This is a genomic window from Streptomyces sp. NPDC015171 (assembly GCF_043079545.1).
GTDB lineage: Bacteria > Actinomycetota > Actinomycetes > Streptomycetales > Streptomycetaceae > Streptomyces.
In genome coordinates, this window is the sequence record NZ_JBIBUO010000012.1 from 227,080 (window position 1) to 250,431 (window position 23,352).

General features: G+C 74.1%; 17 protein-coding genes and 1 pseudogene. 8 read left to right on the plus strand and 10 right to left on the minus strand.

Going from position 1 to position 23,352, the window contains the following annotated elements:
• Nucleotides 1-79: 79 nt before the first annotated feature.
• A pseudogene (locus tag ACF073_RS29470) lies at nucleotides 80-1,464 on the plus strand (nucleobase:cation symporter-2 family protein); the annotation flags it as partial.
• Here ACF073_RS29470 and ACF073_RS29475 read toward each other — a convergent pair.
• Nucleotides 1,390-1,782: an ArsR/SmtB family transcription factor gene (locus ACF073_RS29475; protein WP_392074523.1), complete on the minus strand. Its 393-nt coding sequence runs from the start codon at nucleotides 1,780-1,782 to the stop codon at nucleotides 1,390-1,392. The pseudogene ACF073_RS29470 and the gene ACF073_RS29475 sit on opposite strands and share 75 nt — an antisense overlap.
• An 89-nt stretch (nucleotides 1,783-1,871) precedes the next feature.
• On the opposite strand from ACF073_RS29475, the gene ACF073_RS29480 reads away from it, so the two are divergent.
• Nucleotides 1,872-2,951, plus strand: coding sequence for an NADH:flavin oxidoreductase/NADH oxidase (locus tag ACF073_RS29480; protein ID WP_392074436.1), 1,080 nt, complete (start codon nucleotides 1,872-1,874; stop codon nucleotides 2,949-2,951).
• A gap of 117 nt (nucleotides 2,952-3,068) precedes the next feature.
• Here ACF073_RS29480 and ACF073_RS29485 read toward each other — a convergent pair whose 3' ends face one another.
• From ACF073_RS29485 to ACF073_RS29510, 6 genes are all read right to left on the minus strand, one after another.
• Nucleotides 3,069-4,391: a benzoate/H(+) symporter BenE family transporter gene (locus tag ACF073_RS29485; protein ID WP_392074437.1), complete on the minus strand. Its 1,323-nt coding sequence runs from the start codon at nucleotides 4,389-4,391 to the stop codon at nucleotides 3,069-3,071.
• Nucleotides 4,388-5,590: a trans-sulfuration enzyme family protein gene (locus ACF073_RS29490; RefSeq protein ID WP_392074438.1), complete on the minus strand. Its 1,203-nt coding sequence runs from the start codon at nucleotides 5,588-5,590 to the stop codon at nucleotides 4,388-4,390. Before ACF073_RS29490 ends, ACF073_RS29485 begins: the two co-directional genes overlap by 4 nt.
• Entirely contained in the window at nucleotides 5,587-7,440 is a 1,854-nt protein-coding gene (locus ACF073_RS29495) for an FAD/NAD(P)-binding protein (protein ID WP_392074439.1), read from the minus strand. Before ACF073_RS29495 ends, ACF073_RS29490 begins: the two co-directional genes overlap by 4 nt.
• Nucleotides 7,434-8,435 carry a 2,3-diaminopropionate biosynthesis protein SbnB gene (gene sbnB, locus ACF073_RS29500; protein ID WP_392074440.1) on the minus strand — a complete coding sequence of 334 codons (1,002 nt, stop codon included), beginning with the start codon at nucleotides 8,433-8,435 and terminating at the stop codon, nucleotides 7,434-7,436. Before sbnB ends, ACF073_RS29495 begins: the two co-directional genes overlap by 7 nt.
• A gap of 59 nt (nucleotides 8,436-8,494) precedes the next feature.
• Nucleotides 8,495-9,442 (minus strand): 2,3-diaminopropionate biosynthesis protein SbnA, encoded by a 948-nt coding sequence (gene sbnA / locus ACF073_RS29505; RefSeq protein ID WP_392074441.1) that lies wholly within the window; start codon nucleotides 9,440-9,442, stop codon nucleotides 8,495-8,497.
• Nucleotides 9,443-9,688: 246 nt separating this feature from the next.
• Complete coding sequence (locus ACF073_RS29510; protein WP_392074442.1) at nucleotides 9,689-10,468, minus strand: PaaX family transcriptional regulator C-terminal domain-containing protein; 780 nt, start codon at nucleotides 10,466-10,468, stop codon at nucleotides 9,689-9,691.
• A 71-nt stretch (nucleotides 10,469-10,539) separates the two neighbouring features.
• Between ACF073_RS29510 and ACF073_RS29515 the strand changes: the two genes are divergently transcribed.
• Entirely contained in the window at nucleotides 10,540-12,228 is a 1,689-nt protein-coding gene (locus ACF073_RS29515) for a DNA alkylation response protein (RefSeq protein ID WP_392074443.1), read from the plus strand.
• A 144-nt stretch (nucleotides 12,229-12,372) separates the two neighbouring features.
• Complete coding sequence (locus ACF073_RS29520; protein WP_392074444.1) at nucleotides 12,373-14,364, plus strand: HEAT repeat domain-containing protein; 1,992 nt, start codon at nucleotides 12,373-12,375, stop codon at nucleotides 14,362-14,364.
• 614 nt (nucleotides 14,365-14,978) lie between these two features.
• Here ACF073_RS29520 and ACF073_RS29525 read toward each other — a convergent pair.
• A complete protein-coding gene (locus ACF073_RS29525) occupies nucleotides 14,979-15,572 on the minus strand; it encodes a hypothetical protein (RefSeq protein ID WP_392074445.1) in 594 nt (197 codons plus the stop codon).
• A 285-nt stretch (nucleotides 15,573-15,857) separates the two neighbouring features.
• On the opposite strand from ACF073_RS29525, the gene ACF073_RS29530 reads away from it, so the two are divergent.
• The 4 genes from ACF073_RS29530 to ACF073_RS29545 all read left to right on the plus strand — a co-directional run bounded on the left by ACF073_RS29530 (nucleotide 15,858) and on the right by ACF073_RS29545 (nucleotide 19,866).
• Nucleotides 15,858-16,946, plus strand: a complete 1,089-nt coding sequence (locus ACF073_RS29530) for a WD40/YVTN/BNR-like repeat-containing protein (RefSeq protein ID WP_392074446.1) — start codon at nucleotides 15,858-15,860, stop codon at nucleotides 16,944-16,946.
• Nucleotides 16,947-17,125: 179 nt separating this feature from the next.
• Complete coding sequence (locus ACF073_RS29535) at nucleotides 17,126-17,803, plus strand: uracil-DNA glycosylase (RefSeq protein WP_392074447.1); 678 nt, start codon at nucleotides 17,126-17,128, stop codon at nucleotides 17,801-17,803.
• Entirely contained in the window at nucleotides 17,800-18,774 is a 975-nt protein-coding gene (locus ACF073_RS29540) for an N-acetylglucosamine kinase (protein WP_392074448.1), read from the plus strand. Before ACF073_RS29535 ends, ACF073_RS29540 begins: the two co-directional genes overlap by 4 nt.
• Nucleotides 18,775-18,939: 165 nt before the next feature.
• On the plus strand, nucleotides 18,940-19,866 hold the full coding sequence (locus ACF073_RS29545; RefSeq protein WP_392074449.1) for a sirohydrochlorin chelatase: 927 nt from the start codon (nucleotides 18,940-18,942) through the stop codon (nucleotides 19,864-19,866).
• 118 nt (nucleotides 19,867-19,984) lie between these two features.
• Here the strand turns inward: ACF073_RS29545 and ACF073_RS29550 are convergent, their stop codons facing one another.
• Together ACF073_RS29550 and ACF073_RS29555 are read right to left on the minus strand one after the other, a co-directional pair.
• Nucleotides 19,985-21,022 carry a lactonase family protein gene (locus tag ACF073_RS29550; RefSeq protein ID WP_392074450.1) on the minus strand — a complete coding sequence of 346 codons (1,038 nt, stop codon included), beginning with the start codon at nucleotides 21,020-21,022 and terminating at the stop codon, nucleotides 19,985-19,987.
• A 755-nt stretch (nucleotides 21,023-21,777) separates the two neighbouring features.
• Nucleotides 21,778-23,268 (minus strand): FUSC family protein, encoded by a 1,491-nt coding sequence (locus ACF073_RS29555; RefSeq protein WP_392074451.1) that lies wholly within the window; start codon nucleotides 23,266-23,268, stop codon nucleotides 21,778-21,780.
• Nucleotides 23,269-23,352: the final 84 nt, after the last annotated feature.

The window sequence follows — 23,352 nt, forward strand, 5'->3', positions numbered from 1 at the left end:
ACAGTCCGGAAATCAACAAACTGTTCAAGACCCTTACGGTCTCGTCCTGTTCGGACACCCCCGCCGCTCTGGAGTCCCCATGGCCACGACCGCTGACGTGCACCCCGTCGACGAGATCCCACCGGCACGGCAGCTGGCCGCCCTCGGGCTCCAGCACGTACTGGCGATGTACGCGGGGGCGGTCGCGGTGCCGCTGATCGTGGGCGGCGCGCTGAAGCTGTCGCGCCCGCCGACCTGGCGTACCTGATCACCGCGGATCTGCTGGTGTGCGGGATCGCCACGCTGGTCCAGTGCGTCGGGCTGTGGCGGTTCGGCGTCCGGCTGCCGGTCATGCAGGGATGCGCGTTCGCGGCCGTGCCGCCGATGGTGCTCATCGGGACGACACAGGGCGGGCTGCCCGCGATCTACGGCTCGGTGATCGCCGCCGGGCTGGCCATCATGCTGCTGGCGCCGGTCTTCAGCAGGCTGCTGCGCTTCTTCCCGCCCCTGGTGACCGGCACGGTGATTCTGATCATCGGGATCTCGCTGCTGCCGGTCGCGGGCGACTGGGCGGCGGGCGGCGCGGGCGCCAAGGACTTCGGGGCGCCGAAGAACCTGGCGCTGGCGGGCTTCGTCCTGGTCGTGGTGCTCGGTGTGCAGCGGTTCGCACCGCCCTTCCTCGCCCGGATCGCCGTGCTCATCGGCATCGCGGTCGGCCTGGCGGTGGCGGTGCCGTCCGGGTTCACCGACTTCGGGGCGGTCGGGGCTGCCGACTGGGTGGGCGTGAGCACACCGTTCCACTTCGGTGCGCCGGAGTTCCGGGCGTCCGCCATCGTGTCGATGCTGGTGGTGGCGCTGGTGACGATGACCGAGACGACTGGTGGCCTGATCGCCGTCGGTGAGCTGACCGGGCGGAGGGTCGAGCCGCGCCCGCTGGCCGACGGGCTGCGCGCCGACGGCCTGTCGACCGTGCTGGGCGGGGTCTTCAACACCTTCCCGTACACGGCGTACGCGCAGAACGTGGGCCTGGTCGGGATGACCCGGGTGCGTAGCCGCTGGGTGGTCGCGGCGGCCGGTGGGCTGCTGGTGCTGCTCGGCCTGTTGCCCAAGCTGGGCGCGGTGATCGCGGCGATTCCGGCGCCGGTGCTCGGCGGGGCCGGTCTGGTGATGTTCGGGACGGTCGCGGCGAGCGGTCTGCGCACGCTGGCCCGGGTCGGCTTCAAGGACAACGACAATCTGACCGTGGTGGCCGTCTCGGTGGCGATCGGCATGCTGCCGGTGGGCGTGCCCACGGTGTACGAGAGGTTCCCGGACTGGTTCCGGACGGTGATGAACAGCGGCATCAGCGCGGGCTGCCTGTCCGCGATCCTGCTGAACCTGCTCTTCAACCACCTTCCGGCGAAGGGTGGTTCAGCCGCCGATGCGGGCGGCCTGCCGGTCGGCGGCGGCGAGGAGGCTGTCGAGCAGTCCCGGGAAAAGCCGGTCCAGGTCGTCCCGGCGCAGGCCGTTCATCTTGGCCGTGCCCCGGTAGACCTGCCGGATGACCCCGCTCTCGCGCAGCACCCGGAAGTGGTGCGTGGTGGTGGACTTGGTCACCGGCAGGTCGAAGAACGAGCAGCTCAACTCCGCTTCCGTCGCGGCGAGTTCACGCACGATCCGGAGCCGCATCGAGTCGGAGAGCGCATGCAGCACGGACTCCAGGCGGATCTGCTCGCACTCCGGGTGCGGCAGTGCGCGACCGGTGGTGGCGCTGTCGGTCACGGCGGGTGCCCCTTCGTCACGGATTCCTTCGACGCCGACCATTGTACGAGAGGTGCCGTAGTTTGACATCTCTCGTAGTACGAGGGGTATCGTACGAGCCGGTCAGCGGTCCGTGACGAATGGAGTCCGTCGTGAGCGCGCTCTTCGAGCCCCTCTCTTTGCGTGAAGTGACCATCCCGAACCGGGTGTGGATGGCACCGATGTGCCAGTACTCGGCCGAGCCGGAGGGCCCGCTCGCCGGCGCCCCGCACGACTGGCACTTCGCGCACTACGCGGCGCGGGCCACCGGCGGTACCGGCCTGATCCTGGTGGAGGCCACCGCGGTCTCGCCCGAGGGCCGGATCACCCCCTACGACCTGGGGCTGTGGAACGACACCCAGGTGGAGTCCTTCCGCCGGATCACCCGCTTCCTGGCCGGCCAGGGCACCGTGCCCGGGATCCAGCTCGCCCACGGCGGGCGCAAGTCCTCGACCGACCAGCCGTGGAGGGGCGGAGCACCGGTCGGCGCGGACGCCCACGGCTGGCAGCCGCTCGCCCCGAGCCCGGTGCCGTTCGACGAGCGCCACCCCGTCCCCACCGAGCTGACGGTCGGGCAGATCGCCGAGATCGTGGACCAGTTCAAGGCCGCCGCGCTCCGGGCACGTGCCGCCGGCTTCGAGGTCGTGGAGGTCCACGGAGCCCACGGCTATCTGATCAACGAGTTCCTGTCCCCGTACTCCAACCACCGCACCGACGCCTACGGCGGCTCGTACGAGAACCGCACCCGGTTCGCCCTGGAGGTCGTGGACGCCGTACGGGAGGTGTGGCCCGCGGACAAGCCGGTGTTCTTCCGCATCTCCGCGACCGACTGGCTCGAGGACGCCGGCTGGACCCCGGACGACACGGTCCTTTTCGCCCGCGATCTGCACGCCCACGGCGTCGACCTGCTCGACGTCTCCACCGGCGGCAACGCCGCCCGCGCCAGCATCCCGGCCGGTCCCGGCTACCAGGTCCCGTTCGCCGCCCGGGTGAAGGCCGAGACCCCGCTGCCGGTCGGCGCCGTGGGCCTGATCACCCAGGCCGGGCAGGCCGAGAAGATCCTGGCGAACGGCGAGGCCGACGTGGTCCTGCTCGGCCGCGAGCTGCTGCGCAACCCGTCCTGGGCCCGGCACGCGGCCCGGGAGCTGGACGCGGAGATCCGGGTGCCGGACCAGTACCACCGCATGGTCTGAGCCGGCGCCCCCGGTGCCGGGCGGTCTGGCACCGGCCCGGCAAGGGGGCGGGCGCCCATCGACGTCCGGCACCCCGCTCGGCCCCGGCCGGGCGGGGTGCGCCACGGGCAGCCGTGCTCAGACGGCGGCCGTCCTCCCGCGCCACTTCCCGGACAGGACGAGATGGGCGGCGACCCCGAAGACCAGGCCCCAGAAGGCGGAGCCGATGCCGAACAGGGTGACGCCGGACGCGGTGGCCAGGAACGTGATCAGCGCGGCCTCGCGGTCCTTCTCCTCCTTGACCGCGCCGGTCAGGCCGCCGGCGAGCGCCCCGAACAGGGCGACACCGGCGATGGCGGCGACGAGCTCCTTGGGCAGCCCGGCGAAGAAGGCCACCAGTGTGGACCCGAAGGCTCCGATCAGCAGGTAGAAGGCGCCGCACGAGACACCGGCGACATAGCGCCGCCGCGGATCGGGGTGCGCCTCCGGACCGGTGCAGATCGCGGCGGTGATCGCGGCCAGGTTGATCGCGTGCGACCCGAAGGGGGCGAGCGCGGTGGACGCCAGGCCCGTGGTGCCGATGAGCAGACGGTCCTCGGGCCGGTAGCCGGAGGCGGAGAGCACCGCCATCCCGGGGGCGTTCTGCGAGGCGAGGGTGGCCAGGATCATCGGCACGGCGATGCCGATGAGCGAGGCGACGGAGAACTCCGGCGCGGTGAGCACCGGCCGGGCCAGTTCGATCTTGTCCACGTGGACGTGCAGCCTCGAGGCGGCCGCGCTGGCGGCGACCCCGACGGCCAGCGCGATCAGCACCGCGTACCGGGGCAGCAGCCGCTTGGCCAGGAGGTAGGCGAGCAGCACGGAACCGGCGATGACCGGCGCCGTCTTCAGCGAGGTGAAGACATGGGTGCCGAAGCTGAAGAGGATCCCCGCCAGCATGGCCGAGACCACCGCGGCGGGCACCTGGCGGATCAGCCACCCGAACACCCCGGTCAGCCCGACCAGTGTGATGACGGCGCCGGTGATCAGGAACGCGCCGACGGCCTCCGCGTAGGAGTACGAGCCGAGGCTGGTGACCAGGAGCGCCGCGCCCGGTGTCGACCACGCGGTGATGACCGGCATCCGGGTGCGCAGGCTGAGCCCGATGCAGGTCAGGCCGCTGCCGATGGAGATGGCCCACACCCAGGAACTGGTCTGCCCGGTGTCCAGGTGCCCGGCCGAGGCCGCGGAGAGCACGATGACCAGCGGCCCCGAGTAGGACACGACGACGGCCACGAAGCCCGCCAGTACGGCGGAGAGCGACGCGTCGCGCAGCAGCCGGGGGCGGGGCCCCGGCCCCGGCTCACCGGCCGGTTCCGGGGCCCCGGGCCGCTCCGGTGCGGAGCGGCCGGGAGCGGAGGACGGCGCGCTGGAGCGCGCCGCGTCCGCGGTGGTGTCGGTGTCGGGGGACTCAGGGCTCAACGGTCTTCCTTCGCGGCCCTTTCCAGGGCCTGTTCCAGGTCGGCGGCGAGATCGGCCGGGTTTTCCAGGCCGATGGAGAGACGGACCATGTCCTTCGGTGCGGTACTGCCCGGCCCCTCGAAGGTATAGCGGTGTTCGATCAGACTTTCCACGCCGCCCAACGAAGTGGCGCGGATGAAGAGTTGACAGTTCTGGGCCACGCGGAGCGAGCGCTGCCAGTGCCCGGTGACATGGAGGGAGAGCATGCCGCTGAATCCGCCGGTCATCTGGCGGGCGGCGACCTCGTGTCCCGGGTCCGTCGGCAGGCCCGGATAGGCGACGCGGCTCACCAGCGGGTGCTCGGCGAAGTGCTCGGCGAGGGCGAGGGCGGTGGCCGATATCTGCCGCATGCGCGGGAACAGCGTGCGTATGCCGCGGGTCAGCAGGTAGGTCTCCAGCGGGCCGAGGATCGGACCGGTGAGCCTGCGGTGGAGCTGGAGCCGCTCCCAGACCCGCTCGCGGGCCTCGGTGCGCTCCGGAGCCAGTACGAGGAAGCCGGCGACGACATCCGTGTGTCCGTTGAGGTACTTGGTGCCCGAGTGCATGATCAGGTCGGCACCGAGCTCGAAAGGCCGGCTGTGCACCGGGGTGGGCACGGTGTTGTCGACACCGAGCAGCGCACCGGCCCGGCGGGCGATCTCGCCGACGGCCGCCACATCGGTGACCGTCCAGGTGGGGTTGGCCGGGCTCTCCACCCAGACCAGGGCGGTGGGAGCGGCGCTGACGGCGGCGGCCACGGCGTCCAGGTCGTCCATGGGCACCTGGACGACCTCGAGGCCGCGCTGCGGCCCGAACTCCGTCAGCCACCTGGTCAGTCCGAAGTACATGGTCCTGGGCACGACGACCCGGGAGCCGCCGGGCAGCACCTGGAACACCGCGGTGGCCGCGGCCATGCCGGAGGAGAACACCAGGGCCTCGGCGCCGCCCTCCAGGCCGGCGACCACGTTCTCGACCTGCTCGTAGCCGGGGCTGCCCTGGTCCCGCAGGTAGGCGAGCGAGCCGGGCAGCTGGTAGTCGGCGCCCCTGGCGAAGGTGGCGGCGAGGCTGATGGGCGGCGGCACGGCTCCCGTCACCGGACCGCGCCAGCCGTCGCCCTGCGCGGCCCGTGTCTCGGCCCGGTACTGCGTCGTCCACGGCGTGAACTTCTCGCTGTTGGTCATCGCTTCCTCCTGATCACTGACGGCAGACAGGCGCTCAGGGCGAGTTCCGCGTCCATCAGTGCGCGGGACGGCATGCCCGGAGAGGGGACGTAGTGGTTGTAGTAGCTGGAGCCTTCGGTGTGCGGGCCCAGGAAGAACAGCCGCGGCTGGGTGTCGCCGGCGCGGCCGACGCCCCGGCCCTCGCGGGTGACGTCCAGGCCGTGCGCGGGGCCGCCGCGGGCGCCGAGGGTGCGGACCCGGCCGGCGCCGGCGAGCGTGCCCAGGAGCGAGCCGGGCACCCGGTCGGGGGCGGGCTCGCGGACGTGCGCGTGCACCACGTGGTCGACCTCGACGGAGGCGGGTCGCAGCAGGGCGGTGGATTCGAGGATCCAGGGGCCCTGCCCCGCGGGGGCGATGACCTTGGCCAGCGGGCCGGGGCCGAGTCGCACGACGCCCGCGTCGACGAGGGCCAGCAGTTCGGCCGAGCGGTCCAGCTGCGGTCCGATCACCAGCCGGTTGACGGTGGCGCTGAACGTACCGAAGAACCCGGCCAGGGACGCGTCGTCGAGGCCGGGCGCGTCGACGGCCGTCCGCAGCACGTCCCGGTGGTCCCGCAGGACCTCCAGTGCCTCCTTGAGGGGGCTGCTGCCGAGTCCGGCCCGGGCCTCCACCAGGTCCGCCGCCACCTCGTCGGTGAACCAGCGGGTGTACGCGGCGTGGTCCGCCCACTGCCGGCCGGTCGCGGCCGGGGCGAGGACGCCGCTCAGCGGGCTCGGCCCCCAGCGGGCGCGGCACTCCCGCAGCAGCGCCTCGTACCCGCCGTGCGCGCGGCGGTCGGCGAACTCGCGGCCCGCTGTCGCCGCGTCGCCGCACTCGTGGGACCGCAGGGTGCGGTAGTAGGCCAGCTCCATCTCGGCCTCGACCAGCGGCAGTACGTCCTCGGCGAAGCGCAGGCGGCCGTCGGCACGCCGCAGGCGCAGGCGGGCGATCCCGTCCGCCGTGAGGGCGAGCGGTGCGCATCGCACCCGGTCCGGGGCGAGGTACGGGCGGCTGCGCGAGGGCAGGCCCGAGCGGTTGGCCAGGACGATCGCGGGCTCCCGCCCGCTGGGCACGTACCGCTGTCCCGAGGGGTGCGGTTCGTGCCGGCCGCCGCGGCCGAGGGTCAGGCTCGCGATGACGTCCATGGCGGTGAGGCCCATGCCGAGCACGGCCACGCGCTCGCCGGGCGCGATGCCGTCGAGCACCTCGGGCAGCGGGTACGGGCGGGTGACCAGCCGCGGTTCGGCGGCCGGTGCGGCCGGGCGGTACAGGGAGTGGTGGCCGACGGTGACGAACACGGCGTCGGCGTCGAGCAGGGTGCCGTCGGAGAGTTCCACCGCCTCCGTGCCGCCGGGGCGCGGCCGTACGTCGAGTGCCTCGCAGCGGTGCCGGACGATCGTCAGGCAGTCGGGTGCGGCGGCGACGATCTCGTCCGCGGCCCAGGCGAGGTACTCGCTGAGGAGCCTGCGGGGCAGGAAGTCGTTCGGACGGACGGGGCGGCCCTCGCCGGCGCGCACGGTGTGGCCGTCGTCGGCGAGGCGCAGGTCGCGCTGCCGGCACCACTCGGCGAGCGAGGGGCCGGACAGGGGTGCGGGGCCCTCGACCATCCGCTCGTCGGCGAAGGCCGTCAGCTGGGAGCAGACGGTGTTGAGCAGCAGGTGGTCGGGCTGGTCGGCGCGGTGGAAGCCGGGGCCGGGGGGCTGCGGGTCGACGAGGTGCACGGTCACCGGCGTGGGCCGGGTGAGGAGGTGGGCGACCAGGCGTTCCAGGAGTCCGAGGCCCCGGGAGCCCATGCCGATGATCGCCACGGAGGGTCGTATCGGGGTCACCATCGGCTCGTCTCCCCGAAGAAGTCGGGGATCTCGATGGCCGTGCCGTCGCGGCGGGCCTCTTCGAGGACGAAGGCGCCGACCGCGAGGTCCAGTACGCCGAGGCCGAACGGCGAGAAGATCACCGGGTGTTCGCCGTCCGGCGTCACCTCGCCGTTCAGGACGCCGGCGAGCGTTCCGGTGACGAAGTCGCGGGAGCCGCAGGCCTGTTCGGCGAGGTGCGGGGACGTGTCGGCCTTCAGGCAGTGGTCGACGTCGTCCACGATGTTCTGTGCGCGCAGCACCACTTCGGCGGCCAGGTCGCGCAGCGAGATGTGCAGCACGAGCTGGCCGGGCCTGAACGGGGTGGTGACGTACGGCTTGAGGGCGGTGGTCGCGAACACGACGGTGTCGGCCGCGAGGGCCTCGGCGAGATCCGTGGTGAAGGCGACCGGCGCGGGCTGGGTGGCGCGCAGGTGGTCGGTCAGGGCCTGGCCGGAGGGTTCGTGCAGGTCGTGGACGAGGTAGCGCTCCGGGACGCAGCCCGCGGCGTGCAGGTAGTCGCAGATGTTGCGGGCGATGACCCCGGCCCCCACGACCGCGATGGTCTTCCCCTGGTGTCCCTCGGGGCGCAGGGCGCCGGCCGCCACGGCCGCCGACGCGGCGGTGCGGGCGGAGCTGATGGCGGCGGCTTCCAGGCAGGCCACGGGGTAGCCCGTCGCGTAGTCGTTGAGGACGAGCACCGCGGAGGCGCGGGGCATGCCCCGCCGCGTGTTCTTCGGGAAGCTCGCGATCCATTTGATGCCGGCCACGCCTTCTTCGGGGCCGAGGAAGGCGGGCAGCGCGATGATGCGGGAATCCGGCTTCTCCGGGAAGCGCAGGAAGTAGCTGTCGGGATTGACGGTCCGGCCGGCCTCGTGAATGCGGTAGGTGCGGCTCACCAGGTCCAGGACTTCGCGACGCCGGTTCTGCAGCACATTGCGCACGGTGCCGCCGGCGACTATTTCAAAGTTGAACACTTTTGTTTTCCCCCGTGCCCGGGACACCGCCCGGGCTTTGTTTCCGCCGTGATGGCCTTTCAGAGGTGTCCGGGCCAGCGCTCGGCCACCCATGAATCGTCGTAGACGGAGTCCAGATAGCGGTCGCCGAAGTCCGGCGAGATCGCCGCGACGACGCTGCCGTCCGGAATCTTCTTGGCCGTGCTCTGGACCGCGCTCAGTACCGTTCCCGTCGAACCGCCGAGCAGCAGCCCGCGTTCCCTGGCGAGGGCGCGGCACATGTCGACGGCCTCCGTCTCGGATACCAGCACCACTTCGTCGACCAGGCTCTCGGTGACTATTTCAGGGCGCCTGCTGGTCCCGAGTCCCGGAATGTGCCGGCGGGCGGCCGGTCCCCCGAATGTCACCGACCCCACGCTGTCGACGGCGATGATCCGGGTCCCGGGGCTGTGGCGGCGGAAGAACTCCGCACACCCCATCAGCGTCCCCGTGGTGCCGGCGCCGACGAACACGTAGTCCACCCGGCCGAGCGCCTCGAAGAGGGACCGCCCGGTCCGCTGCCGGTGGGCCCGCGGGCCGGCGGGATTGGCGTACTGGTTGAGCCAGTGCAGGTCGGGCTCCCGGCGGAGCCGGTCCTCGATGTAGTCGATGCGGGACTGCAGATATCCGCCGTTGCCGTCCCGGACGGCCACCGTCACGACCTCGGCGCCGAGGGCCTCCATGAGGCGGACCGTCTGCGCGTTGGCGTTGGGGTCGGTGACACAGGTGAGGGAGTAGCCCTTGGCGGCACAGACCATCGCCAGGGCGACTCCCAGGTTTCCCGAGGTCGATTCGATGAGCCGGGTCCGCGGAAAGCGGAATCCGGACGCCTCGGCTTCTTCGACAAGGGCCACCGCGGTCTTGAGCTTCACCGATCCCGCTGGATTGAGGCCCTCGATCTTGAGGAAGACAGAGCTTCCCGGAACCAGTTGATGGAGCTGGATGAACACGTCGTCCAGCACAAGGTCGTACACTTCTTCCGCTATCACCAGAATCCAAACCGTAGAACTGGGCACGCTCGGCGGGGTCAACGCCGGAGCAGGTGGTGCCCATCGGGCTCGCCGGTCGGTGCGCAACATTCAGCGCACGCTACGCAGAAGGGACTTCTTTCCCCCGTCCCCCGTGTATCGCTGTATCCCCCAGTCATTCGTCGCGATGACGCAACTCTGACATGACGCGACTTATAAGACAAGCAAAGTCTTTCCAACGGGCGTGTCGGCCAGGGGCGTTGATCTTTATGAAGGGCTCATTCGGCGGACGGGACTCCCTTGGGATACGCCCAGCTCCGCCGCCAGTTCCCGCCGATAACCGGCGTAAGCCGTCCGCAGCGCTTCTCCCGGCCAGTCGGGGGGCAGCAGTTCGGACGGCAGGACCGGGTCGGTGAGGAGATGGCGGACGGCCGCCGCGTACGCGGTGAGCCGGTCGGCCGGGCGGCCGGTGCCGGACGCGTGGGCGATCAGGGCGCGGGCGGTGTCCGCCCAGCCGGCCGACGGCCAGAGCCGGGCGGCCAGTTCGCGCGCGGGCTCGTCGGGGCGGGCGGTGTACGTGAGGGCCACCCGGCCCAGCCCGGCGGGCAGCGGGCGGTCGAGGTTGGCCGGGCGCAGCCATACGCCCTCGCGGAGTTCGGCCAGGCGCAGGGCGGTCAGCCGGGTGCGCAGGTCGGCGCGTTCGGCGGGGCCGCGGCCGGTGGCCGTGATCACCACCATCTCCCAGTCGCCGTCCCACGCGCGCGTGCGGGGACGCACGGCGTCGTCCTGGCGGCGCTGCCGGGCCAGCAGCCGGTCGCTCAGCCGGTAGACGGCGTCCGTGCGCCGGAGGTCCCCGGCGGACACCATCCGGCTGAGCGCGGCCCGCAGGGTGGAGCCGCCGACCCCGAACGGCTCGACGAGCCGGACCAGGTCCTTCACCGGCAGCTCCGGCGGATGCGCGCCGAGGAGCAGGCTCAGCACGACCGACCGGGCGGACAGCGGTCGCAGGCCGGCGGCATCCGGCTCGGCTGGGGCGTTCATGGGCATGGACCCGTACTGTACGTGCGTCTTCTTGTTGCATCATTGCTACAGCCGCAGGAGGAGTGCAACATGCTCGTATGGTCTCGATTCCCGCGCAGTCGCAGCAGTCGTCGCAGTCGCAGCAGTCCTGGCAGGGGTACGCCACGCACGACGTCACCAACCAGGCCCCGCCGCTCGCCCCGTACGACGCCTCCGTGGACCCGGCCCTGCTGGAGGGGCTGCGCCGGGAGGGCGCCGGTTGGGCCGAGGACGACATCCGGCGCCTCGGGGCGCACGCCGGCAGCACGGAGGCCCAGGAGTGGGGCGAGCAGGCGAACCGGCACGAGCCGGTGCTGCGCACCCACGACCGGTACGGCAACCGCGTCGACGAGGTCGACTTCCACCCCAGCTGGCACCATCTGATGCGGACGGCGGTCGCCGAGGGCCTGGCCGGCACCCCGTGGGCCGACGACCGGGCGGGCGCGCACGTGGCCCGCACCGCGGGCGGACTGGTGTGGGGGCACACGGAGGCGGGGCACGGCTGCCCCACGTCGATGACCTACGCCGCCGTACCCGCCCTGCGCGCACAGCCGGATCTCGCCAAGGTGTACGAGCCGCTGCTCACCAGCCGGGAGTACGACCCCGAGCTGCGCGTCCCCACCGAGAAGCCGGGGCTGCTCGCCGGGATGGGCATGACCGAGAAGCAGGGCGGCTCCGACGTCCGTACGAACACCACCGCGGCCACCCCCACCGGCGAGGCGGGCGTGTACACCCTGCGGGGGCACAAGTGGTTCACGTCGGCGCCGATGTGCGACGTCTTCCTCGTGCTCGCGCAGGCGCCGGGCGGGCTGTCGTGCTTCCTGGTGCCGCGCGTCCTGCCGGACGGCAGCCGCAACACGTTCCGCATCCAGCGGCTGAAGGACAAGCTGGGCAACCGGTCCAACGCCTCCTCGGAACCGGAGTTCGACCAGACGGTGGCCTGGCTCGTCGGGCCGGAGGGGCGGGGCGTGAAGACCATCATCGAGATGGTCAACTGCACCCGGCTGGACTGCGTGATGTCCTCGGCGGCCCTGATGCGCAAGACGCTGGTGGAGGCGGGGCACCACGCCGGGTACCGCAGCGCGTTCGGCGCCCGGCTGATCGACCAGCCGCTGATGCGCAACGTCCTGGCCGATCTCGCGCTGGAGTCGGAGGCGGCGACGACGCTCACGCTGCGGCTGGCCGGCGCGGCGGACCGCGCGGTGCGCGGGGACGCCGGGGAGCGGGCCTTCCGGCGCATCGCCACCGCCGTCGGCAAGTACTGGGTCACCAAGCGGGGCCCGGCCTTCACCGCCGAGGCCCTGGAATGCCTGGGCGGCAACGGGTACGTCGAGGACTCCGGCATGCCCCGGCACTACCGGGAGGCGCCGCTGCTGTCGATCTGGGAGGGCTCCGGGAACGTCAACGCGCTCGACGTGCTGCGCGCCCTCGGCCGTGAACAGGACACCGCACAGGCCCTGTTCGCCGAACTCGCCCTCGCGCGCGGGGCGGACGCCCGCCTCGACACGGCCGTGGCCGCACTCAAGGACCAATTGGCCGAAACTGATCAGGTGGGCGCCCGCCGGCTGGTCGAGCGGATGGCGCTCGCGCTGCAGGCCTCCCTGCTCGTGCGGTACGCCCCCCACCCGGTGGCGGACGCCTTCTGCGCGTCGCGACTGGGCGGCGACTGGGGCCACGCGTTCGGCACCCTGCCCGCGGGAACGGATCTCGACGGCATCCTGGAGCGCGCCCTGCCCGGCCGGAACTGACCCCTCCACGCGCGCGTGCGGTCACCGGCGCCCCGTGGCCGGTGACCGCCGACGGATCGCACACAGTCAGCATCCCGTTCCGGACCGTTGTCAGTCCCGTGGTGCACACTCGCGATCAGGTGGCACTCGTCTGGGGAGGACAACGTGTTCACGGGGATCGACGAGGTCGACTGGGCCTCGCTGCGGCACGCGCACGGCAGCGCCGAGGACGTGCCCGGATGGTTACGGGCGCTGGCGTCCGCCGACCCGGCCGAGCAAGCGACCGCGCTCGACGGGATGTACGGCGCGGTGCACCACAAGGGACGGGTGTACGACTCGACGCTGGCCTGCGTCCCCTTCCTGTTCGCGCTCCTGGCCCGCGAGGAGGTCCCGGATCGGGGCTGCGTCGTGGAACTCCTGGTCAGCATCGGCGGGGAGAGCGCGGAGGGCGCGGAGCGGGACCGGCGGGCACGGGAGGCGGTGCGGGCGGGTGCCGAGGTGTTCACCGCGCTCGCCGGGGACCCGGACCCCGCCGTGCGCCGGCCGGCGGCCGAGGCCCTGGTGCGCTTCCTCGACGATCCCCCGCGCGTCCTGGAGCTGCTGCGGCGGCGGTTGCGAGCCGAGCGGGACGACTGCGTGCTGCTCTCCCTGACGGTGGCACTCGGCCTCTTCGCGCACCGGTACCCCGGGCACGCGGCGGGCGCGACGGACCTCCTCGCGGAACAGAGCGCGCCGCCCTACGCGCCGGGGCTGCGGCTCGCGGCGCTCGGCCAGCTCGCGCTCCGCGCGCCCGGCAGACTCCCCGCCGACCTGGTGCCGACGGCGGTCCGGCTGCTGCAGCAGCGGTCCGCGCAGCGCGTCCGGAGCCAGGAGCACTCCGGCTCGGACACCCTGGTGCGCCGGATCCGACGCCTGCGTCCCTCCGACGAGCAGGGCGCCGTGCTGCTGCGCACCCTGCACGGCGCGCTCGGCGACCGGGTGGACGACCGTATCGCCCTGCTCATCGGGCAGTTGACCAGTCCGGACCCGGTGGACCGGTGCAACGCGGTGTGGATGTCGGCGGGGCTGTTCCGCGGCTGGCGCGGCACGTACGACGAACCCGTACGGCTGCTCGGCGCCCAACTGAGCACCGACCAGGACCGGTTGCGGGACGGGGCGGTCTCGGTCCTGGCGGAGCTGTTCGCCCTGGCGGCGCCCGCGGCGGACGATCTGCACGCGCTGGTCACCGCCCGGACCGACCTGTGGACGCACCGCTGGGAGCGCTGCCCGCCCACGCTGGGCGGACCGCTCAAGGCGCTGGCCCGCAGCGGCGATCCCCGCGCGCTCCCGGCCCTGGCCCATCTGCTGGCCGGGCCCGCGGCACCCGTCGGGCTCGGCTGGGAGCTCGCCCACCTCGGCCGGGCCGCGGCCCCGCTCGCCCCCGCGCTGCGCCACCGGCTCGCCCGGATCCCCCTCGCCTCGCCCGCCGCGGGCCGGCTCGCCGCCCCCCTGCTGACGGCGCTCAGAGCCATCGGCGACACGGACGCCGTCCCCGAGCTGCTCCGGCTGCTCTCGGGCGCTCCCGACGGCCTGGGGGCGCGGGACGCCGTCGCCGGACAGGTGATCGACATGCTGGCGGAGCTGGGCGCCGCCGCGCAGGCGGCACCGCTCGCGCGCACCCTGCTGCACACCCGGCACGCGGCCACGGCGGCAGGCGTGCTGTGGTCGGCGGACGGGGACGCCTCCGCCGTACTGCCCGTCCTGCTGGGCGAGTTGACCCACCCCGACCCTGCGGCCCGCCGTGGCGCCGCCCGGCAGCTCGGCCGGCTGGGCCCGGCCGCGCGCGCAGCACTGCCCGAGCTGCGCAGGCTCATCAGGTCAGGTCCGGTGCCGGAGCGGATACCGGGCGCGTGCGCGTTGTGGCGGGTCACCGGGGATCCGGAGCCGGTCCGCCCCGTGCTGCGGGCCGCCTGGGCGGCGGAGCCGCGCACCCGCGTCCCGGTCGTCCGCTGCCTGACCGCGATGGGCCCGGCCGCCGCGCCCCTGCGCGACCTGCTCACCGCCGAACTGGCCCGCCCCCGCCGGCACACATCCCGCGAGAGCGCGTACGGCAGCCGCGACATCCCGGACGACGAGGAACTGCTGCGGATGTGTCGGGAGGTGCTGGTGGGGCTGTAGGCGGCGGTGAGGGCGAGGGCAAGGTGTGGTGACGCGGAGGAGGAGGCCGGGTCGTTGACGGCCGGCGACCGGCGTCGGGGCCTTGCCGGGGCCTGGGGGCGATGCGGACCGGGGCGGGGACGGCTGGCCGGGACGGAGGAGGGGGCGTGAGCGGGTAGGGGCGGTGGCGACACGCCCGTCGAGTGGCGTCAAGGGGCCTGCATCGGGCGGCAGGCGCGGGGTGGCGAATTCCGGCCGATCTGCCGGCGGCCCAGGTGGGGAGGGCGCGGTGGCCGAGGCGGAAGCCGGGGCTCGGGCGCGGTGACCACTGAATGCCGCGGACAGGGCTTCGGGTTCGGGTGACGGCGGGGGTGCGGGCGCGGGTGGCTGTGTGTACGGGTTGCGGTGTGTACGGGCCGCGGTGTGTGCGCGGGCAGATGTGCGGGCGCGCGCAGCCGGCTCCGGTGTGTGTGCGGGCGGCGGGCGACAGGAACGTTGACGGCGTCTGGCGTTGACGGCGTCTCACGTTGACGGTTCGCCGCCGCAGGCCCGGCGGTCCCGCTCCGACGGCAGGGAGCAGGACAGACAGCAGGACAGGGCCGGGGCCCGGCCCGGCCGTCGCCCCGGCGCGGGGCTCAGACCATCCGCCCCCACTGGGGGCCGAGGCGGGCCCATTCCGTGTCCCAGGCTTCCATGCGGCGGCGTTCCAGGCGGCTCCGGACGGCCAGCCCGCCGACGAACGGGACGGCCGCCGCGCTCACGCCTACCAGGAGGCCGATCAGGGTGGCCCGGAAGTCGGCCTCGGAGGCGGTGATGGGGCGGGAGACGAGGTGACCCCTCGGGTCGGTCCAGACGGTGACCGGCGTACCGGGCTTGCTGCCGGGCTCCACCCGGATCTGGCCGGTGTGGGCGGAGCCGTCGGCCACCGTCCAGCGGACCTTGGCCCAGACCCGTTCACCGGACGAGACATGCCCGCTGCGCCCGGGGGTCGGCCCCGGCACCTTTCCGACGACCCGGGCCACGGCGGGAAGCCAGGTGGCCCGCTCCCGGGCGAGTCCGTGCTCGACCGAGCGGGCCGCGGCGAGGCCGCCCAGCGCTCCGGCCAGGACGGCCAGCAGACAGGCACCGAGCACGACCCAGGCCTCCAGCACGTCGGCCCGGCGTTTGAGCGGGTTGCGCCGCCAGCGCCACAGCCACACCTTCGGACCACGGAACGCCTTCAAAGGCATCCTCCTCACGAGCGCACCGACCGGCCGGACCGCCCTCCCATACGCGGGAGATCGCTCCGTTGCTCACGACGAGCCGTCACCCCGACGGTCGCACGAGACACCCCTCTCGCGCAGGCGCATCCGGGAACGGGCCGGGCCGATCCGCCGCGAAGGCCGGCGACACAGGCTCTGACCTGCACGGACGCGCACTCCGGGACAGAGTGTCAGTGGCGGGGTGCAGACTGGCCGATATCTGACGACGATTACGACGACTGCCTGGACAACGGCGTCCCGGAGGTGATCGGCATGGCCGAGGTACTGCTGGCGGTGGGCACCCGCAAGGGCCTGTTCATCGGGAGGCGGAGGGGCGGCGGCCCCTGGGAGTTCGACCAAAGTCCGTATTTCAACGCGCAAGCCGTCTACTCGGTCGCGATCGACACCCGCGGGGACCGGCCCCGGCTGCTGGCCGGCGGCGACAGCGCGCACTGGGGCCCCTCGGTGTTCCACTCCGACGACCTGGGCCGCACCTGGACCGAACCGGCCGAGCCCGCGGTGAAGTTCCCCAAGGACACCGGCGCCTCCCTGGAGCGCGTCTGGCAGCTGCACCCGGCCGCCGCCGAGCGGGACGTGGTGTACGCGGGCACGGAACCGGCCGCGCTGTACCGCTCGGCGGACCGCGGCGAGAGCTTCGAGCTGGTCCGGCCGCTGTGGGAGCACCCGACCCGCTCCCGGTGGGTGCCGGGCGGTGGCGGCGAGGGCCTGCACACGGTGCTCACCGACGCACGCGACCCGAGGTCCGTGACCGTGGCCGTCTCCACGGCCGGGGTCTTCCGCACGTCGGACGGCGGCGAGAGCTGGTCCCCGTCCAACTCCGGTGTGTCCGCGGTGTTCCTGCCGGATCCGAACCCGGAGTTCGGCCAGTGCGTGCACAAGGTCGCCAGGGACGCGGGCGACCCGGACCGGCTGTATCTGCAGAACCACTGGGGGGTGTACCGCAGCGACGACGGGGGCGGCCACTGGACGGACATCGGCGCGGGCCTGCCGTCGACGTTCGGCTTCGCCGCGGCCACGCATCCGCGCCGGACCGGCACGGCGTACCTCTTCCCGATCAACGCCGACGCGGACCGGGTGCCGGCCGGGCACCGCTGCCGGGTCTTCCGCACCGCGGACGCGGGCGGCACCTGGGAGCCGTTGTCCGACGGACTGCCGACGGAGGCCCACTACGGCACGGTCCTGCGGGACGCCCTGTGCACGGACGACTCCGACCCCGCCGGGGTGTACTTCGGCAACCGCAACGGCGAGCTGTTCGCCTCGGCGGACGACGGCGACAGCTGGCAGCAGCTGGCCGCGCATCTGCCCGACGTGCTGTGCGTACGGGCGGCGGTGGTCGGCTGACCGCGCACACGGACCGGCCGGGCACCCGACCAGATGCCGGACGCCCGGCCGGATGCCGGATGCCGGACGCCCGGCCGGGTGCCGGACAGCCGACCGGCGTGCCGGAGAGGCCGGCGCTCCCGGTCGTGCCCCGGCCATCGGTTGATCGTCGACCGGTGTACGGCAGTAGGGTGACGCCCGTGGCACCACGACCCTTGCATGAGATCGTCGAACCCGGCTGGGCCAAGGCCCTGGAACCCGTGGCCGGACGGATCGCCGAGATGGGCGACTTCCTGCGCGCCGAGATCGCCGCGGGACGCACGTACCTGCCGGCCGGACCGAACGTCCTACGGGCCTTCCAGCAACCCTTCGACGAGGTGAGGGTCCTGATCGTCGGTCAGGACCCGTATCCGACCCCGGGGCACGCGGTGGGCCTGTCGTTCTCCGTGGCTCCGGAGGTGCGCCCGCTGCCGCCCAGCCTGATCAACATCTTCCGCGAGCTGAACAGCGACCTCGGTCTGCCCCAGCCGTCCACCGGGGACCTCACGCCGTGGACACAGCAGGGTGTGCTGCTGCTCAACAGGGCGCTCACCACGGCGCCGCGCAGTCCGGCCGCGCACCGCGGCAAGGGCTGGGAGGAGGTCACCGAGCAGGCGATCCGCGCCCTGTCGGCGCGCGGCAAGCCGCTGGTGTCCATCCTGTGGGGCCGTGACGCCCGCAACCTGCGTCCGCTGCTGGGCAGCCTGCCCGCGGTGGAATCGGCTCACCCGTCCCCGATGTCGGCCGACCGCGGATTCTTCGGCTCGCGCCCGTTCAGCCGGGCCAACGATCTGCTGATGCAGCAGGGCGGCCAGCCGGTGGACTGGCGTCTGCCGTGACAGCGGCGGGCTACCTCGCCGTGGACTCGGGCGGTTCCGGCCTCCGGGTCGCCGTCGGTGTCCCGGACCGGGAGCCCGCGGCCCAGCGGGAGATCCGGGAACCGGTCCGCACGGGTGCGCGGGGCATCGATCCGGCCCATCTGATGGAACAGCTCGTGCCGGTGGCGCGTGCCCTGGCCGGCCAGGCGGGCCTCGGCGAGCTGGGCACTGCCGTCGTCGGCGCCGCCGGGTTCGCCTCGCTCGGCGACGGCCTGCGCGCCGAACTGCCCGGCGCGCTGGCGCGGGAGCTAGGGGTGCGGACGGTGGCGCTCGCCGCCGACGCCGTCACCGCCTACGTCGGCGCGCTCGGCCCGCGTCCGGGCGCTGTCCTCGCCGCGGGCACCGGGCTGATCGCCCTCGGCACGGACCTGCGGAGCTGGCGGCGGGCCGACGGCTGGGGGCATCTGCTGGGCGACTGCGGCAGCGGGGCCTGGATCGGCCGGGCCGGTCTGGAGGCGGCGCTGCGCGCCCACGACGGCCGGGACGGCGGTTCACCGGCGCTGCTGGCCGGCGCCGAGGAGCAGTTCGGCCCGGTGCGGGACCTGCCCGGCCTGCTGTACCCGCGGAGCGACCGGGCCGCCGTACTGGCCTCCTTCGCGCCGCGGGTGGCCGGCCTCGCCGCACACGATCCGGTCGCCGCGGGCATCCTGCGCACGGCGGCCGGGCACATGGCCGACTCCGCGGGGGCCGTGTGCCCGGCGGACGGCGCCCCCGAAGTGGCGCTCACCGGCGGCCTGCTGAAGCTGGGCGACCCGCTCCTCGTCCCCCTGCGCGAGGAGCTGGCGCGCAGACTGCCGCAGGCCCGGCAGCTGCCCGCCGAGGGCGATCCGCTGCACGGCTCGGTGCGGATCGCGACGGACCTCGCGGCGGGCCGGCTCACCCTGCCGCGGGAGCCGACGCTGCTGTACGTGATCCGCTCCGGAGGCGACTGAGGGCCCCGGACCAGCGGATACGTGCGCGGATGGACTCATGCCCCGGGCATGTGCCGGACACATGTGTCAGCAGGTGCGTAACTCATCAGACAAAACCGGACGGATACCGCTCACCTGCACCCTCCCCGAACGGAGGAACCCGGTAAGCCAGTAACATGCGGCGCCATGAGCTCCCCCACTGGACCCGCGTCCGGCCTGCCCGTACGAATGCCGCGACCCCGCCAGCCCGGACGGCACCGCCGCCCGGAACCGCTGGTGGCTCCCGAGGGCGCCCCCGCGCTTGTTCTCGCGGTGCCCGGTGTGCCCAGCGCCGCCACGCGCAGCCTTGCCGAGGAGGTCGTGAGCATCGCCCGCTCCGAGCTGCCCGGCCTGGACGCCCGGATCGGGTACCTGGACGGGGACGACGCCGAGTTCCCCACGCTCCGCTCCGTGCTCGCGCGCGCCGCCGACGAGCGCACCGCCCGCTTCGAGCAGGCCGTCGCCGCCGGGGTCGAGGGAATCAAGGAGCCCGACGGCCCGGTCGCCGTCGTCGTACCGCTGCTGGCCGGTCCTGACGGCGCGCTGCTGCGGCAGATCCGCCAGTCCGTGATGGACAGCCGGGTCGCCGCCGAGCTGACCGACGTGCTCGGCCCGCACCCGCTGCTCGCCGAGGCGCTGCACGTGCGGCTTTCGGAGGCGGGCCTCGCGCGCGCCGACCGCGCCCGGCTCTTCACCGTGGCCACCGCCGCCGACGGCATCATCCTGGCGTCCGTGGGCGGCGAGGAGGCCGTGCAGGCGGCCGGGATCACCGGCATGCTGCTCGCCGCGCGCCTGGCCGTGCCGGTGATGGCGGCGGCCCTGGACCAGGAGGGTTCCATCTCCTCCGTGGCCGAACAGCTGCGCTCCTCCGGTTCGCAGCAGCTGGCGCTCGCGCCGTACCTGGTCGGCCCGGAGATCGACCCGGGGCTGCTGGCCGCCGCCGCCGAGGAGGCGGGCTGCGCCATGGCCGAGGCGCTCGGCGCGTACCCGGCGATCGGCAAGCTCGCGCTCGCCAAGTACACGACGGCGCTGGGCATCGCCCCGCAGCAGCCGCAGGGCGCTCCGGCGCACTGACGCACATCGCACAAGGCATCCGCACGACACAGGGCCCGCTCCCGTCCCGGGGCGGGCCCTTCGCGTGGGCAAGAGCCTCTCGGCGTCGGCCGGGCCGGGGGCCGGGCGCCGGGCCCGCTCAGCCGAAGACGACGCAGGAGGCCGCGGTGACCCGCACGGAGCCGTCGTAGCGGGGGATGCCCGTCGCCGGGTCCACGGCGAACCAGGTCACCGTGCCGGAGCGCTCGTTGGCGGCGTAGAGGAACCCGGCGTGCTCGGCCAGCGCGCGCGGCCAGTGCCCGCCGCAGGGGACCGTGCCGACGAGCCGGAGGCCGTCCCCCTCGACCGCCAGCACCGACAGGACGTCCGCGCCGCGGGTCGCGGTCCACACGAAGCGGCCGTCGGGTGAGACGACGATCCCGGAGGGGTAGGCGTCGCCGGCCGGTGCGTCCCGCAGCAGGGCGACCTCGGTCAGCGGCTTCAGCGAGCCGCCGGCGGCGTCCCAGCGGCACACCGTGACCGTGGGGGTCAGTTCGTTGACCACGTAGGCGCGCTCGCCGTCCGGGTGGAAGGCCAGGTGGCGCGGGCCGGAGCCGGGGCGCAGGGCGAACTCGCGGTGCATGGCGGGAGCGCCGTCGGCGAGGGTGCACACCCGGACGGAGTCCGTGCCGAGGTCGACGCTGACGGCCCACCGGCCGCTGGGATCGGGCTGCACCTGGTGGGCGTGCGGGCCGCGCTGGCGCCGGTCGTGCGGGCCGGAGCCGGTGTGCTGCAGCCGGCCGGAAGGCTGCCCCGCGAGGGTTCCGTCGGGGCGCAGGGGTACGGCGGAGACACTGCCGCTGCCGTAGTTGGCGGTCAGTACGTGCCCGGCGTGCAGGCTGAGGTGGGTGGGGCCGCTGCCGTCGACCGGTACCGGTGCGCCGAGGGGGGTCGGCCGGTCCCCGCTGACGCGGTAGGCGGCGACGGCTCCGTCGGCCGTCTCGCTGACCGCGTAGAGGGTGCGCCCGTCCGGTGACAGGGCGAGGTAGGAGGGGTCGGGTACGTGGTTCACGGCGGACACCAGGGTGAGGGCCCCGCTGTCCCGGGCGACCTCCGCGGTCACCACTCCGGGACCGCCCGCCGCCGTGAAAGTTCCGATGAACGCCCGGCGCCTGCCCGTGCTGCCGCCCTGTGCCACCGCTGTCCCCTCTCGGTCGAGGCCCGGTCGAGCCGGTTCCGGGGCCGACGGTAGCAGCCGACCCACCGCGGTCTAGACCAAGGGACCGGAGTGGCAAGGGAGTTCTTTCAGCGGACTGCCGGGTCCCGGACGGGCAGCGCGCCGCCCAGCCCCCTGCCCGGCCGGGAGCCCGGCACACCTCCCAGGCCCCGGCCGGCCGAACCGCCGTACCCCCAGGCCCGGACCGGACGGACCGCCGTACCCTCCCCAGGCCCGGACCGGTCGGACCGCCGTACCCGTCAGGCCCGGACCGGTCGGACCGCCGTACCCCTCAGGCCCCGACCGACCGGTGACCCGCCGCGCCCCTCAGGCCCCGCCGATCCAGTGACCCGCCGCGCCCCCCAGGCCCCGACCGGCCAGACCGCCGTACCCTCCCCAGGCCCGGACCGGCCGAACCGCCGTACCCTCCCCAGGCCCGGACCGGTCGGACCGCCGTACCCGTCAGGCCCCGACCGACCGGTGACCCGCCGCGCCCCTCAGGCCCCGCCGATCCAGTGACCCGCCGCGCCCCCCAGGCCCGGACCGGACGGACCGCCGTACCCTCCCCAGGCCCGGACCGGACGGACCGCCGTACCCTCCCCAGGCCCGGACCGGACGGACCGCCGTACCCGTCAGGCCCCGACCGACCGGTGACCCGCCGCGCCCCTCAGGCCCCGCCGATCCAGTGACCCGCCGCGCCCCTCAGGCCCCGCCGAAGCAGTGACCCGCCGCGCCCCTCAGGCCCCGACCAAGCGGGAGCCGGACGGGGCCCGCAGTGGTTCCGCGAGATCGGCGAGGGCGCGCTCCACTCCGTGCAGATGGGCCAGGGCGGGTTCGGCGGGCGGTTCGGCGGGGTGGTGGAGGGGTTCGGCGCGGCCCGCGGTGAGGGCCTCGACGGCGGTCTCCACCCGCCAGCAGGCGGCGGCGAGGCGTGCGTCGTGGGAGGCCTCCGGGTCGGCGGCGATCGCCACGAGCCCCCGGATCTCGCGGGCGCAGTCGTCCAGCAGCGCGAGGACCCGGCGGGCCCGCGCCTTGCGCGCCGGCATCGGGTTCAGCGGGTGCACCAGCGGGGCCAGCGAGAGCCGCACCCGGCCGAGCAGCTGCTCCAGCTCGGCCACGCGCGGTGCGGGGTCGGCCGTGGCGGAGCCGGCCAGCCGGGCCGCGGCCTCGGCCGTGCAGGCGTGCACGCACCGCAGGGCCCGCTGGATCCAGGCATCGGTGGTGGCGTGTGTGGTGACCGGCAGCAGGAGCGCGACGGCGAGGGCGGCGCCGGCCGCGCCGACACCGGTCTCGGCGAGCCGCAGCGCCAGCAGCCCCGGGGTGAGGACGCCGAGCAGGCCGTAGAGGAGTTCGGCGAGCAGGGTCACCCAGAGCATCATCCAGGTGTAGGAGAGGGCGGCCGTGTAGAAGATGCCGAAGACGGCGACCGCGACGAGGACGGCCGTCGGGAGCGGTGCCCCGTGCACCGGGACGGCGACGAGGAAGCCCAGGCAGATGCCGATCACCGTGCCGAGGACCCGGCGGAAGCCGCGGACCAGCGTCTCGCCGCGCGAGGCGGTGTTGACGAAGATCCACCAGGTGGCGCCGACGGCCCAGTACCAGCGTTGCCCGGACACCAGCTGGCCCACGACGAGCGCGAATCCGGCGCCCGCCGTCGCCTGGACGGCCTGCCGGGTGGTCACCCGGGCCAGTCCGCTCCCGGCGGCCGGAGCGGGAACGGCGGCCGGGGGCAGCCGGCGCTCGTAGCACCACAGCCCGAACCGCACGACGGCCGCGCTGAGCACGGACAGCAGGACGGCGGTGTACAGCTCGGGCAGCCGGGCCGGGGTGGCGTGCAGGAACTGGGCCACGAAGAAGGTCATGAAGGCGAACACGCCGAGGCTGTGCCCGCGGGGGCCCCACCGGCGGGCGTACACGCCGGCGCCGACGACGGCCAGGAAGGCGAGATCGCGGGCGACGGGCACATCGTGCAGTTCGGCCGCCGCCGCGAGCACGGGCACGCCCACGACGGGCAGCAGCGCGGTGGTGACGGCCTGCCCGCGCACGGTCGCGTCGGCGACCGTGAACAGAGCGAGCAGCGCGGCGAGGCCGCCGGTGACCGCACCGGCGAGGGAGTGTCCGGCGAGTCCGCAGACCGCGACCGCGAGACCTATGCCGAGGACGGCCCGCGCCGCGAAGCGCAAGCGCACCCGGCCCGGGTCCGGCGCCACGAACACCCTCTTCAGCACTGCTGTCCTCCCCTGGGAACCCCGGCACAGAAAAGGCGCCGCGGGGATCCGCAGCGCCATCGACACGCCCATGAGAGCATCACT

Excerpts from the sequence above, each read along its gene's own strand:
- ACF073_RS29475 (WP_392074523.1), bottom strand. The coding sequence starts at position 1,782 with ATGGTCGGCGTCGAAGGAATCCGTGACGAAGGGGCACCCGCCGTGACC.
- ACF073_RS29490 (WP_392074438.1), bottom strand. The coding sequence starts at position 5,590 with ATGACCAACAGCGAGAAGTTCACGCCGTGGACGACGCAGTACCGGGCC.
- ACF073_RS29495 (WP_392074439.1), bottom strand. The coding sequence starts at position 7,440 with ATGGTGACCCCGATACGACCCTCCGTGGCGATCATCGGCATGGGCTCC.
- ACF073_RS29510 (WP_392074442.1), bottom strand. The coding sequence starts at position 10,468 with ATGCCCATGAACGCCCCAGCCGAGCCGGATGCCGCCGGCCTGCGACCG.
- ACF073_RS29515 (WP_392074443.1), top strand. The coding sequence starts at position 10,540 with ATGGTCTCGATTCCCGCGCAGTCGCAGCAGTCGTCGCAGTCGCAGCAG.
- ACF073_RS29525 (WP_392074445.1), bottom strand. The coding sequence starts at position 15,572 with ATGCCTTTGAAGGCGTTCCGTGGTCCGAAGGTGTGGCTGTGGCGCTGG.
- ACF073_RS29530 (WP_392074446.1), top strand. The coding sequence starts at position 15,858 with ATGGCCGAGGTACTGCTGGCGGTGGGCACCCGCAAGGGCCTGTTCATC.
- ACF073_RS29545 (WP_392074449.1), top strand. The coding sequence starts at position 18,940 with ATGAGCTCCCCCACTGGACCCGCGTCCGGCCTGCCCGTACGAATGCCG.